Raw genomic sequence first — 12,299 nt, 5'->3', positions numbered from 1 at the left:
GAGCGAGGCGAGGAGCGTGGTTCGAGAGACGCCTGCGGCGTCTCTCGTCATCACGAGAGAGCTTCGCTCTCTCGAACGACAGCGAGGCGCGGCCGGTCGAGAGCGCGAGGGCTTCGTAGGGGGCTCTGTCACTAGCAGGGTTGTGAGAGAGCGCGAGGGCTTCGTACCGGTTCTTCTCGTCACTGTCGTCAGTACCGTGAGAGCGCGATTCCTCCAGCAGCCCTGTCCTACATCGTCTCCAGGATATCCAGCACCCGCTCCTCGTCCTCCCGCGAGGGCCCCCGCTCGCCCTCGAACCCGCGCTCGCGGACGTGCTCGACCGTCGCCGCGACGGCCTCCTCGTGGGGGGTCGACCGCCAGCCCAGCGCCCGGAGTTTCGTCGTGTCGAGCACGTGCGGATACGGGCGGTAGAGCGGGAAGTCCTCGTGGGTCAGGTCGCCCGCCTCGAGTTCGCGCTCGCCGGCCGTGACGACCTCGGGGTGCGAGTCGCACGCGTCCGCGACGAGGTCGACCCACTCGCCCAGCACGGGGAGGTGGTCGTCGCCGCAGTTGTACGCCTCGCCCGGCTCGCCGCGGTCGATGAGCGTCAGGACGGCGTCGGCCACGTCCTCGACGTAGACGAGGTGGCGGAGGTTGGTCCCGTCCCCGGGCACGAGGACGCGGTCGTAGCCGTCGACGCGGTCGACCCAGTAGTCGAACCGCTCGGTGTAGTCGTAGGGACCGTAGACGATGGGCGGGCGCAGGCTCATCGCGTTCACGCCGCGCTCGGCCGCCGCGAACAGTCGACGGTCGGCCTCGGCCTTGCGGTTGCCGTAGGTGTCCCACGTGTCGTCGGTCGCCTGCTCGTCGGTACAGGGGTGGAGCGGCGTCTCGCCCTCGCGCTTGGGGATGCGCTCGGCACCGTAGGCCGCGCCCGAGGAGATGAAGACGTAGGCGTCGACGTCCGCGAACACCTCGCAGGCGACCTCGACGTCGCGGGGGTAGTAGGCGACGCAGTCCACGACGACGTCCGGGTCGACGGCGTCGCGCGCCGCCCGGAGGTCGTCGTCCTGTCGCCGGTCGCCCTCGACGTGGCCGACCGCGTCCCCGAACGGCGAGTCGCGGTTGCCGCGGTTGAACGTCGTCACCTCGTATCCCTCGTCGCGGAGGGCCTGGACGGTGTGGCGGCCGATGAAGCGGGAGCCACCGATGACGAGCGCGTCGGCGTCGGTCATACCGGCTGGACACGGGGCGCCGGCATGTGGGTTTCGACGGCCGGGAGGAGTGCGAGCGTCGGCTCGCGGCCCCGGGATTCAGACCCGGCGGCGCCCGAGCAGCCGGGCGGCGACGACGGCCGGCACGACGACCCAGCCGGCGAGCGCGGCGGCGACGACCGGCACCGAGAGCCCGGCCGACGCCATCACGCTCCCGAAGCCGCCAGCGACGACGTCGACCTGCGAGAGCGCCAGCACCCGGAAGCAGTCAGCCGGGTTGAGCAGCACGGCCACGGCGACCGCCCGCGACCCCAGGTCGAGGCCGGCGACGGCCGCGAACGCGACCAGGTCGTGCAGCAGGACGACCCAGAGCCAGACGGCCAGCGAGAGCCCCAGCGCGTGGGTCTTCTCGGCGGCCACCGTCGAGACCAGCGTGGCGACGGCGAGCACGGCCCAGCCCAGCGCGACAGCGGCGAGCGCGACGACGGCGTACGCGCCGAGGCCGCCCGCCCCGAGCGTCAGCGCCAGCAGCAGCCCGCCGGGGAGGAAGCCCACCAGCGTGGCACCGCCGAGCACCGCCGCGCGACCGGCGAAGCGCCCGACCAGGAGCCCGCCGCGCGAGACGGGTAGCGCGAGCAGCAGTTCCAGCGACCCGCGCTCGTCGGCCCCGACGACCGTGTCGTAGCCGACCGCGACCGCCGCCAGCGGTACGAGATAGACCCCCAGTTCGACGACCGTCGCGACGACGGCGTCGACCCGGCCCGGCCCGACCGCCGAGCCGCCGAACCGGACCACCGCGACCGTGAACAGCCCGAACAGGGCGACGAGCCCGACCGCCCACCGGCTCCGGACGAGGATACGGTACTCCCGGGTGGCGACCGCCGCGAGCGCGCCACCCCCGGGGAGCCACCCGTCGGACGCTTCCCCGGACGGCTCCCCGGTCGCTGCCGCATCCGCGGTTCCGGTCGCCGCCGCACCCGACGCCGCGACACCGCCGTCCGGCGAGGGGTCGCCGGCGGTGGGTGCGGCGTCGTCGGCCGGGGGACTCCGTTCCGCGTCTGTCATGCCGTCTCACCCCCGGTATCGGCAGCCCGGTCAGGGCCGTCGCCCCCCTCGCCGACGGCCTCGTAGAACGCGGCCTCCAGCCCGGGCTCGGTCACCTCGAACCGTTCGAGCGGGTGGGCCTCCCCGACGGCGACCAGCGCGTCGTACGCCGCGTCCGGCGGGCAGTCGGCGGTCACCCGCGTCCCGCGCTGTGAGACGGCCGTCACGGCCGCGTGCTCCCGGAGCAGCCGGGCGGCATCGGCGGCGGCCTCCGGGTCCGGGAGGCCGAGCGAGACGGTGACCGTCTCCCCGGACCGCCGGAGCGTCTCGACCGGCCCGTCGACCGCCACCCGCCCGTCGTTCATGACGACCGCCCGGTCGCAGAGCCGCTCGATCTCCGACAGCGCGTGCGAGGAGAACAGGACGGTCACGTCCGTCCGGTCGGCGAGCCCGCCGACGACGTCGTGGAACGCGGTGATGCCGTCCGGGTCGAGCCCCGCGGTCGGCTCGTCGAGGATGAGGACCGCGGGCTCGCCGACGAGCGCCGTCCCGAGGCCGAGCCGGCGGTTCATCCCGTTGGAGTAGCCGCCCACCCGGCGGTCGGCGGCGTCGCCGAGCCCGACCGTCGCGAGGATCCGCCGGACGTGATGGGCCCGGTCGTCGGCCGGGACCCCCCGGACGCGGGCGTGGAACCGCAGCACCTCGCGCCCGGTCAGGTTCGCCGGAAACCCCGCGTGTTCGGGGAGGTACCGAACCAGCTCCCGGACGCGGTTCCCGTCGGCCGGGTCGGCGCCGGCGACGCGCACCGTTCCCTCGTCGGGCCGGTTCAGCCCGGTCAGGAGCTTGAACAGGGTCGTCTTCCCGGCCCCGTTGGTGCCGAAGACGCCGACGGCCTCGCCGCGGCCGACCGACAGCGAGACCCCGTCGAGCGCCTGCACGTTGCCGTACGCCGCCGAAACGTCAGTTATCTCGATCATCGTAGTACTCCCTCCAGTCCTCGTGTGGCGGTTCGGTGAGCGGCCGGCTGTCGACGATCCCCGGCGACTCGACGACCGGCACGGTCGACTCGGCCAGCCGGACGGCGTCGAACGCCGGGCTGGCCGCGAACACCCGGGTCGCCGGCTGCCTGGCGGTCACCTGCTGGACCGCCCCGGCGGGCTGGTAGCGGGTCTCCCCGACCCCGTCGTCGTCGAGGTCGACCGGGTCCGCGCCGGACCAGTAGTTGCCGGCACTCCCGTTCCAGTACACCTGCTCCTCCATCACCGCCAGGACCGGCCGGTCGTTCCGGACGAAACTGTTCCCGTACACGGACTCCTCGGTGCTGCCGGCGGTGATGTGGACGCCGATGTCGTTGCCGGCGAGCAGGTTGTCCGCCAGCGTGTTGCTCACGGAGTTGTACATGAACACCCCGTTGTCGTTCTCGACGAAGTGATTGCCGCGGACCTCGGTGTCGTCGATGCTCTTGAGGAGGATGCCATGCCCGGACCGGCCTGTGTTGTTGACCGCGACGTTGTCCTCGATGGTCAGGCGCTTGGAGACCATCAGCGCGTAGCCGACGTCGTTGTCGAACGCGACGTTGTCGGCGAGCCGGCTGTCGTCGGAGTACATGTAGTGGACCCCGTAGCGGAGGTCCCACAGCCGGTTGCTCGTCGCGGTCACGTTCGACGCCCAGTTGTAGTAGAGGCCATCGCGGGCCGCGGTCACGTCGTTGTTCCGGAGCACGCTGTCCTCGGTGTTCCAGACCTGGATGCCGTTGCCGCGGTTCGAGCGGTCGGCCACGCTCGACCGGCCGACGATGGTCGTGTTCTCCACGTGGGCGCCGGTGACGCCGTTCAGCCAGACGCCGAACGTGGCCGCCGTGATCCGGCTGTCCCGGACCGTGACATCGCTGGCGTTGACGAACACGGCAGCGTCGTTGCCCGAGGCATCGAGGCCACTGTTGCGAATCCAGAGGTCACGGACCGTCACGCCGGGCGCCCGGATGGTGAGCACGTCGCCCTCACCGGGGCCGTGGAGGAGCGCCGCGTCGACGCCGCTCCCCGCGATGGTGATGTTCGGTGTCCGGACGACGACCCGCCCGTCGAGGCGGCCGTCGACGGCCACCGTCTCCCCCGGATCGGCCGCCGCGACGGCGCGCTGGAGGTCACTGTACGATTCGCCGTCGACGGTCGCGACGCCGTCCGCCGTCGGCGCCGCGAACGCGTCCGTGTCGGGCACGGACGGGTCGAACCCTGGGGCCGAGCGCTCCGGGGCCGACGAGCCGGGAGCGACGGCGGTCGCCGCCCCCAGCGAACAGACCAGCGCGACCGCTGTCGCGACGGCGAACGCACGCTCCAGCGCGGTGGAATCGAACATCGTGTGTCAGTCCGTTGTCGTCGTCTCGGCTGGGTCGGTCGATGGGCGGTCGTTCGGTGCGTGGTCGGTCGATGGGCGGTCGTTCGGTGCGTGGTCGGTCGATACGCCGTCGTCGGTCGTGTCTCCCGTCACGTCGCTCGTGACGCCGCCATCGCCCGTGACGCCGCTGTCGGTCGGCACCTCGTCCGGGCCTCCGGACACCTCCTCGGAGCCGTCGCGTGCGACCTCGTCTGGCATCTGGTCGGAGCCGCCGGGCAGCCGCTCGCGGATGGCCGCGAGCCGGTCCCGAACGCGGACGGGGAGGTCACCCAGCCCGACGGCCGTGTCGCGGTAGTAGAACGCCACCGCGAGCAGCGCGACGGCGGCCATCGCCATGTAGGCGCCGAGGCCGAACCGGGAGTAGCTCGTGATGTTGGCGACCTCGTAGCGGCCCCACAGCGGCGGGGTGAACCCGTCGACGCCCATCACCGGGGCGTCCGGGTCCAGCGTGTGGCCGGCCTGGTAGAGCCGGTACTGGATGTCCGCCAGCAGCACGGCGAAGACGGTGACGGTGCCGACGAGCTGGTAGGTCAGCCCGCGCTTGAGCTTCGTCGCCGTCGGCGCGACCGCGACGAACACCGACAGCAGCGAGACGAGCACGAACGCGGCCGGCCCCAGCGACCACTCGGGCACCTCGATGGCGCCGTCCTGGACGGGGTAGTTCGGCTCGACGAACACCGGATCCGGGAAGTAGAACCCGATGTAGTGGTTCAGCCGGGCCATCTCCGTGTAGTCGCCCGCGATCCGGGGGTACGCGTACAGCTCCACCTGCAGTACCGTGCTCGGGTACTGGACGGCGTGGACGCTGATGCGCCACATCGGGAACGCCAGCGCGGCGACGAACAGCACCGCGGCTGCCATGGGGAGTGCCCGCCGGACCTCGGTGAAGTCGTCGAGGGTCGGTCGTTGCATGGGTTGTCACCTCTGTGTTCAGGCGGGCTCGACGAGCATCCGGCTGCGCATCTCCAGGTGCAGCGCCGAGCAGAAGAACGTGCAGTAGATCCAGTAGACACCGGGCTCGTCGGCCGTGAACGTGACCTCCTCGGTGTCCTGCGGCGGCACCCCGAAGTTGATGTCGTGCTCCGGGATGGCGACGCCGTGGACGATGTCCTGCACGCTCTCGATGTTGGTCGCCGTCAGGGTCACCTCGTCGCCCTCCTGGACCGTGAAGTCCGGGAGGCCGTACTCGGACCGCTTGGTGATCATCCTGACGTGGACGCTGTTCTCGCCGGTCCGCTCGACGCCGGTCTCGCCCTCCTCGACGAACTCCTCGTCGTAGTCCGCCGGGTCGTACACCTTCCTGGCGTCGATCTTGTCGCGGTGGGCGAAGACGCAGTCGTGGGGCTCCGGGTACGCCGGGTGGTCGGCGACCAGCTCCATCGACGTCTCGCCCTGGCCGATGTGGATGAGCTGGTCGTTGTCCGGCATCGTCGGCCCGACGGGCAGGAACCGGTCCTTGGACAGCTTGTTGAGACAGACCAGCCACTCCCCGTCCGGGTCGGTCGACATCGCCTCCAGCGCCTGGATGTGGCCAGGGTTGTAATGGACGTCCTGCTTCTCAAGCACGGGGTCCTCGGAGCCCGGCTCGGCGTCGACGGCGGCCTGGATGTCCCACTTCGCGACCTGCGAGTCGATGAACAGCGAGGTGTAGGCGTGGCCGTTGCCGTCGAAGGTGGTGTGGAGCGGCCCGAGGCCCACCTTCGGCCGGCCGGCGACGACCTCGGACGGGTCCGAGGATTCGCTCAGCGCGCCGATGTCGATCATCGTCACCGTCGGCGAGAGCTTCCCGGCGACGAACGCGTAGTCGCCGTTCGGCCCCACCTCGACACAGTGCGGGCTCTTCGGCGTCGGGATGTACTTCACGACGGGCCGGTCACCGCTGTTGAGCGGGCTCTCCTTCGTGCCGTCGACGACCGGCACGCCGTTGACCTCCTCGTAGTCGCCGTTCTCGACGGCCTGCTCGATGGCCGGGATGTCGAACGCCTTCACGTCGTCGCGGTCGTCCTTCGTCATCCCGGAGATGGTGGTCGCCTCCTCGCTGTTGTACGCGGAGGCGATGGCCCAGCGGCCCTCCTTGCCGCTGTCGACGATGTCGAGGTTGCCGTCGACCTTCACCTGCCACTGCGTCTCCATCGACTCCGGGTCGACCGCGACGAACAGCGACGTGTACGCGTCGGGGTCGTCCAGGTCGCGGCCGTCGTTGGGGAGCGGTGCCCGGAACTCCCCGTTCCCGAGGACGTACTTCGTGTCCGGGGAGAGGACACAGCAGCCGTGGACGGCCTGCATGTTGGGGACGTCCGTGATGGCGTCCGTCTCGAAGTACGTCAGGTTCACCCGGGCGATGCGGCCGTTGGCCTTGTCGTTGACGTAGAGGTACTCCCCGTCGTAGTCCCCGTCCGTCTCCGAGAGGTTCGGGTGGTGGTTGTCACCCCAGGTGTAGTCGCCACCTTCCTCCAGCAGCTCCTTCGAGCCGTCGGTGTAGCCGTAGCCGGTGGCACAGTCCGTGTTGAACACGGGGATGCGGGTCAGCTCGCGCATCGACGGGATGCCGACGATACGGAGCTCACCGGAGTGGCCACCGGACCAGAAGCCGTAGTACTCGTCGTGCTCGCCCGGCGCGACCCTGTGGTCGGGCGCCGACCCGCTCGCGCCGCCGCCACCGCCGCCACCGCCCGGGGCCATGTCCGAACAGCCGGCCAGCGCCCCCATCGCGCCGGCGGCCGCGCCGGCCTTCATGAAGTCCCGCCGGTTCAGCGACAGGTTCGGCAGGTCCAGCGACACCACCGGCTCCTCGCCCGTGCCGGGAACCGGCTCGTCGACCTCCGCCAGCACGTCGTCGAGCCGCTGTTCGTACTCCTCGATCACCTCGTTCGGGTCGCGGAGTTCGTCGGTGGACATCTCAGATCACCTTGATCTCGCCGACCATCCCGTTCATCTCGTGCGGGATGCAGTAGTACTCGTACGTCCCGGTCGTCTCCAGCGTGACCTCGTAGGTCTCGCCCTCGGGGACGTTGCCGCCCTGGTTCTCGTTGTACGCGTCCTTGGCGGCCTGCTCGGAGTCGTAGCCCCCCGACGCGAAGTACGACGCCCCGTCGGGGATCTTGTCCTCGTAGGCGGTCACGGTGTGGCCGATACTGCCGGCGTTCTCGAACGTGAGCGTCGTGCCGGCCTCGACCTCGACCTTCGGCGGGTCGTAGACCAGCTCGTCGGTCATGTCGACGGTGTCCGTCTGCACCCACTCGTCGCCGCTACCGCCGTCGCTGCCGTCGCTGCCGCCATCACCACCGCCGCCACCGTCACCGCCGGTATCGCCGTCGCTGCCGTCGCCGGACGTACAGCCGGCGAGGCCGACGGCGGTCACTGCACCCAGACTCCGGATCAGCGTTCTCCGTGTCGTCATGGTTGGCTCACACGTGGCTGTCGGCCCGTCGGACGCATATACCGGCCAGACGGGGCCCAGTGGCCGGGAAGGGGGGACGAACCGATTCGGGTATTCCTTTTTACGTGTCGAGGGAGCGTCCCCGGATGACGGTCGAACCCGGGGCGGACCCCCGGACGACCCGTCGCCACATAGCCATGACCGACCTCGACACGACGGAGGCGAGCGAGGCGACGCACGCACGCGGCGTCCGGCAGACGGTGGAGACGGTGACGCGCCGGCACGGGTTCCGATCGGTCGACACCCGGACGCTGGCGCCCGCGAGCCGGTACGCCGCCCAGGACCGCGACGGGCTGCTCCGAATCGTGGACCCGGCGGACGTATCGGCCGACGAGGAGCACGAAGCCGACAGCCACGTGGGGAGCGCCCGCGACGGCGAACGCGGCGGGGACGCCACGGTACTGGTTCCGGAACGTACCAGGACCCTCGCCCGCGCGGTTGCGCGCGAAGACACGGACGGGTTGGGGTCGTCGGCCCGATGGCGGGCGACGGGGCCCTGCTGGCGTGCCGCCGGCGTCCGCCCGGACGGCCGCCGCGAGTTCCACCGCACGGCGGCCATCCGCGTCGGTTCGGGCGGCTCCTCCGACGCCGAGCTGCTGTCGCTCGCGGGGGCGGTACTCGCGGGATGCGGGCTGGGGCCGGACGATGCGACGGTACGCGTCTCGCACCGTGGGGTGCTCTCGGCGGTCTTCGACGCGTTCGGCGGCGAGATCGAGACGGCAGCCGCGCTGTCGGCCACGGCGACCCACGACCCCGGCACCGAGGCGTACCACGACGCGCTCGTCGATGCCGGCATGAACTACGGCCAGGCGGACACGGTCTCCGAACTACTGGGGCTCGGGGCAGAGGACCTGGACGTGCTGGCGGACCTGACCGGTTCCGACGCCGTCGCAGCGTCGATCGAGGCGTTCCGGACCGTCATCGACGCTGTCGACCCCGACACGGCCGATCGGGTCGCGGTGTCGCTATCCGACCTTCCGGAGCAACCGTACTACACCGGCCCCACGTTCCGAGTCGCCGCGGCTGGCGACGACCACCCGCCGGTCATCCGGGGCGGCCGGATCGACGGCCTCGTCGGGGCGGCCGGCGGTGATACACTCCCCGCCGTCGGGCTGGAGATCGACCATCCCGCGCTCGCGCACCTGTGCTCGCGGGCGGAGTAGGTGAAGCGTCCATGTGCCGACACTCACGGGCGTCCGTGCGGCGAGCCACCCGCGCCGCCCCCGGCGACAGGACGTAACGGCTAAGTTCTCGGCTCCGGACGGTTCGCGTATGCGACGGCGCGCGTCCACTCGGGTCCACACGGCTCCGAGCGGCGCGGCCGCCCGTCACTTCTCGCCGACCGGGAAGCGCAAGCGCAAGAAGCGCCAGTGACGGCTCGCGGCGGATTGGCACCCCGTCCCGGGCCGGTTCCGGTCGCACGAACTACCAACGTACTTCCCGGAGCGACTCCGACGCTCCCCCACGAACGGTCACACGGCCGACCGCGTCACCCGACGACGCGCCGGCCCGTGACACGCGAACCACGACACACCCCACACCAATGACCCACGACACGTTCGACGGCGTCTACCCCGCGATGACGACGCCGTTCCACGAGGACGAGAGCATCGACTTCGAGACACTCCGCGAGAACGCCCGACGACTGGAGGAGGCGGGCGTCGACGGCGTCGTCCCGGTCGGGACGACCGGCGAGTCCGCGACGATGACCCACGAGGAGCACATCGAGGTCGTCGAGGCGGTCGTCGACGCCGTCGACGACGTGCCCGTCATCGCGGGCAGCGGCTCGAACAACACCCGCGAGGCGCTTGACCTCTCCCGGCGCGCCGCCGCCGCGGGCGCCGACGCGCTGCTGCTCATCTCGCCGTACTACAACATCCCCGAACCGGCCGGGATGGAGCGCCACTTCCGCACCGTCGCCGACGAGGTGGACCTCCCGCAGATCATCTACAACGTCCCCGGCCGGACCGGGCGCAACATCGCCGTCGAGACCGCGGTCAACCTCGCCGAGCACGAGAACGTCGTCGGCTACAAGGCCGCCAGCGGCGACATGGGCCGCATCTGCGAGGTCATCGAGCGCACGCGGACGGAGAACTTCACCGTCCTGTCGGGCGACGATGGGATGACCCTGCCCGTCGTCGCGACCGGCGGCACCGGCTGTATCAGCGTCGCCGCGAACGTCGAGCCCGAGCGCACGGTGGAGATGGTCCACGCCGCACTCGCCGACGAGATGGACCGCGCCCGCGAACTCCACTACGAACTGGGGCCGCTGTTCCGCGCGCTGTTCGTCGAGACCAACCCCATCCCCATCAAGGAGGCCATGGAGATGCGGGGCCACCACCCGCGGACGATGCGCTCGCCGCTGTCGTACCTGAGCGAGCCGAACCGCGACCACCTCCGCGAGGTGCTGGCCGACCTCGAAGCCGCCGCGGCCGACGCCGAAGCATGAGGGTCGTCGTCACCGGTGCGACCGGCCGGACCGGCGGCGAGGTCGCCCGCGAGGTCGCCGAGCGCGGCCACGACCTGGTGCCAGTCTCGCGCGAGCCCTCGGGCACCATCGCGGGAGCCGACCTGCGGCCGGCCGAGGACCTGCCCGCGCTCCTGGATGAGGCGGCGGCGAGCGGCGACGCCGTCCTCGTCGACTTCACGGTCCCTGTCGCCAGCGCGGAGTACCTCTCGGCGGCCGCCGCGGCGGGCGTCCCGGCGGTCGTCGGGACGACCGGCTTCAACAGCGAGGGGACCGCCGCGCTCCGCGAGGCCGCCGACTCCGTGCCCGTGCTGAAGGCCTCCAACTTCGCCAGGGGGGTGCAGGCGCTCCTGAACGTCGTTCGCGAGGCGGCGACCGCGCTCCCGGACTACGACGTGGAACTCACGGAGACCCACCACAACGGGAAGCGCGACGCGCCGAGCGGCACCGCGAACACGCTGCTCGACGAACTCGACGACGCGCGCGAGGACGCGCTCGACCGCACGTACGGCCGCGAGGGCGAGGACCCGCGCGAACCCGGTCAGGTGGGCGTCCACGTCCGCCGCGCGGGCACCGTCCGCGGGGAGCACGAGGTCATGTTCGCCGACAACGACGAGGTGCTGAGCCTCACCCACCGTGCCGAGTCCCGCGGCGTCTTCGCCGCCGGCGCCGTCGACGCCGCCGAGTGGCTCGCCGGGCGCGAGGCCGGCTGGTACGAGTTCGGGGACGTTATCGGGGACGGGGGTGACGACGGCGTATGAGCACGCTGGAAGCGGACGTGACGGAACTGGCCGAGCGCTACGATGCTGGCAACGTCGACGAGGTCGGGACCGAGGAACTGGACACGCTGGAGGCCTTCCTCGACGCGCTCGATGCGGGCGAGATCCGCGCGGCCGAACCGGGCGACGACGGCTGGGAGGCGAACGAGTGGGTCAAGCGCGGCATCCTGCTCAACTTCGGCCTGCGCGACATCCAGGCCTACGAGCACGGCGGCGTCACCTACCACGACGTGCTGCCGCTGCGCGAGACCGGCGACCTCCCCGAACGCGGGACCCGGAACACCCCGACCGGCACCGTCGTCCGCCGGGGCGCCTACGTCGGTGCCGACGCCATCATGATGTCGCCCGCGTTCGTCAACATCGGCGCGTACGTCGGCGACGGGACGCTCGTCGACTCCTGTGACACGGTCGGCTCCTGTGCACAGATCGGCCACGACGTGAAACTCGGCGCGAACACGCTCATCGGCGGCGTCCTCGAACCCGTCGAGGCCGAGCCGGTCGTCGTCGAGGACGGTGTCTCGCTGGGCGCGGGCTGTCGGGTCACCTCCGGCTTCGAGGTCGGTGAGAACAGCGTCGTCGGCGAGAACACGCTGCTCACGCCGCGGATCCCGGTCTACGACCTCGTCGAGGAGGAGGTCATCTACGGCCGGCTGCCGCCGGAGCGGCGTGCGTTCATCCGCTACGTCGAGTCCAGCGTCGGCGAACACGACCTGTTCGACGGTGGCGCGTACAAGCCCGCCGTCGTGGCCACCCACGTCGAGGAGTCGACGCTGGAGGCGACCGAGCGGGAAGACGCACTGCGGGACAACTGAGAGAAGTACGTATGCTATCACGAGAACGGAACAGCGACGACAGCCGACGACTCCTCGGAAGCCCTCGCGCTCTCGACTCGCGCGCCTCGGTGCGCGCTTCGGCCTCGCTCCGCTCGGCCTGCAGTGCTTGCGTCGGCGTGCTTCGTCGAGGTCCGGAAGACGGTCCTGCTC

11 protein-coding genes are annotated in these 12,299 nt (G+C 71.3%); 4 read left to right on the top strand and 7 right to left on the bottom strand.

Annotated features, from left to right (window positions below; translation table 11 throughout):
* Positions 1-227: 227 nt before the first annotated feature.
* From P2T62_RS03665 to P2T62_RS03635, 7 genes are all read right to left on the bottom strand, one after another.
* Positions 228-1,214: an NAD-dependent epimerase/dehydratase family protein gene (locus P2T62_RS03665; protein WP_276260137.1), complete on the bottom strand. Its 987-nt coding sequence runs from the start codon at positions 1,212-1,214 to the stop codon at positions 228-230.
* A 78-nt stretch (positions 1,215-1,292) separates the two neighbouring features.
* Complete coding sequence (locus tag P2T62_RS03660; RefSeq protein WP_276260136.1) at positions 1,293-2,258, bottom strand: ABC transporter permease; 966 nt, start codon at positions 2,256-2,258, stop codon at positions 1,293-1,295.
* Positions 2,255-3,214: an ABC transporter ATP-binding protein gene (locus P2T62_RS03655; protein WP_276260135.1), complete on the bottom strand. Its 960-nt coding sequence runs from the start codon at positions 3,212-3,214 to the stop codon at positions 2,255-2,257. The genes P2T62_RS03660 and P2T62_RS03655 overlap by 4 nt, the downstream gene beginning before the upstream one ends.
* Positions 3,198-4,592 carry a nitrous oxide reductase family maturation protein NosD gene (nosD, locus tag P2T62_RS03650; protein ID WP_276260134.1) on the bottom strand — a complete coding sequence of 465 codons (1,395 nt, stop codon included), beginning with the start codon at positions 4,590-4,592 and terminating at the stop codon, positions 3,198-3,200. The genes P2T62_RS03655 and nosD overlap by 17 nt, the downstream gene beginning before the upstream one ends.
* Before the next feature lie 6 nt (positions 4,593-4,598).
* The gene (locus P2T62_RS03645) at positions 4,599-5,543 is read right to left on the bottom strand and encodes a hypothetical protein (protein ID WP_276260133.1); all 945 of its coding nucleotides are present in this window, start codon (positions 5,541-5,543) and stop codon (positions 4,599-4,601) included.
* An 18-nt stretch (positions 5,544-5,561) separates the two neighbouring features.
* Positions 5,562-7,529, bottom strand: coding sequence for a TAT-dependent nitrous-oxide reductase (gene nosZ, locus P2T62_RS03640; protein WP_276260132.1), 1,968 nt, complete (start codon positions 7,527-7,529; stop codon positions 5,562-5,564).
* 1 nt (position 7,530) lies between these two features.
* Complete coding sequence (locus P2T62_RS03635) at positions 7,531-8,031, bottom strand: plastocyanin/azurin family copper-binding protein (protein ID WP_276260131.1); 501 nt, start codon at positions 8,029-8,031, stop codon at positions 7,531-7,533.
* A 176-nt stretch (positions 8,032-8,207) separates the two neighbouring features.
* Here P2T62_RS03635 and P2T62_RS03630 point away from each other — a divergent pair, with 176 nt between their 5' ends.
* From P2T62_RS03630 to P2T62_RS03615, 4 genes are all read left to right on the top strand, one after another.
* Positions 8,208-9,233: an ATP phosphoribosyltransferase regulatory subunit gene (locus P2T62_RS03630; RefSeq protein WP_276260130.1), complete on the top strand. Its 1,026-nt coding sequence runs from the start codon at positions 8,208-8,210 to the stop codon at positions 9,231-9,233.
* A gap of 380 nt (positions 9,234-9,613) precedes the next feature.
* Complete coding sequence (gene dapA, locus P2T62_RS03625; RefSeq protein WP_276260129.1) at positions 9,614-10,519, top strand: 4-hydroxy-tetrahydrodipicolinate synthase; 906 nt, start codon at positions 9,614-9,616, stop codon at positions 10,517-10,519.
* The gene (dapB, locus tag P2T62_RS03620; protein ID WP_276260128.1) at positions 10,516-11,298 is read left to right on the top strand and encodes a 4-hydroxy-tetrahydrodipicolinate reductase; all 783 of its coding nucleotides are present in this window, start codon (positions 10,516-10,518) and stop codon (positions 11,296-11,298) included. The genes dapA and dapB overlap by 4 nt, the downstream gene beginning before the upstream one ends.
* On the top strand, positions 11,295-12,128 hold the full coding sequence (locus P2T62_RS03615; RefSeq protein ID WP_276260127.1) for a 2,3,4,5-tetrahydropyridine-2,6-dicarboxylate N-succinyltransferase: 834 nt from the start codon (positions 11,295-11,297) through the stop codon (positions 12,126-12,128). The genes dapB and P2T62_RS03615 overlap by 4 nt, the downstream gene beginning before the upstream one ends.
* Positions 12,129-12,299: the final 171 nt, after the last annotated feature.

It is taken from the genome of Haloglomus litoreum (genome assembly GCF_029338515.1).
GTDB lineage: Archaea > Halobacteriota > Halobacteria > Halobacteriales > Haloarculaceae > Haloglomus > Haloglomus litoreum.
Note: the sequence above shows the minus strand (reverse complement) of the source record. Positions and strands in the feature narration are given on the sequence as shown.

What these genes read in the sequence shown, in the direction of transcription:
- P2T62_RS03660 (WP_276260136.1), bottom strand. Translation starts at nt 2,258, where the DNA reads ATGACAGACGCGGAACGGAGTCCCCCGGCCGACGACGCCGCACCCACC.
- nosZ (WP_276260132.1), bottom strand. Translation starts at nt 7,529, where the DNA reads ATGTCCACCGACGAACTCCGCGACCCGAACGAGGTGATCGAGGAGTAC.
- P2T62_RS03630 (WP_276260130.1), top strand. Translation starts at nt 8,208, where the DNA reads ATGACCGACCTCGACACGACGGAGGCGAGCGAGGCGACGCACGCACGC.
- P2T62_RS03635 (WP_276260131.1), bottom strand. Translation starts at nt 8,031, where the DNA reads ATGACGACACGGAGAACGCTGATCCGGAGTCTGGGTGCAGTGACCGCC.
- nosD (WP_276260134.1), bottom strand. Translation starts at nt 4,592, where the DNA reads ATGTTCGATTCCACCGCGCTGGAGCGTGCGTTCGCCGTCGCGACAGCG.
- P2T62_RS03615 (WP_276260127.1), top strand. Translation starts at nt 11,295, where the DNA reads ATGAGCACGCTGGAAGCGGACGTGACGGAACTGGCCGAGCGCTACGAT.
- dapA (WP_276260129.1), top strand. Translation starts at nt 9,614, where the DNA reads ATGACCCACGACACGTTCGACGGCGTCTACCCCGCGATGACGACGCCG.
- dapB (WP_276260128.1), top strand. Translation starts at nt 10,516, where the DNA reads ATGAGGGTCGTCGTCACCGGTGCGACCGGCCGGACCGGCGGCGAGGTC.
- P2T62_RS03645 (WP_276260133.1), bottom strand. Translation starts at nt 5,543, where the DNA reads ATGCAACGACCGACCCTCGACGACTTCACCGAGGTCCGGCGGGCACTC.
- P2T62_RS03665 (WP_276260137.1), bottom strand. Translation starts at nt 1,214, where the DNA reads ATGACCGACGCCGACGCGCTCGTCATCGGTGGCTCCCGCTTCATCGGC.
- P2T62_RS03655 (WP_276260135.1), bottom strand. Translation starts at nt 3,214, where the DNA reads ATGATCGAGATAACTGACGTTTCGGCGGCGTACGGCAACGTGCAGGCG.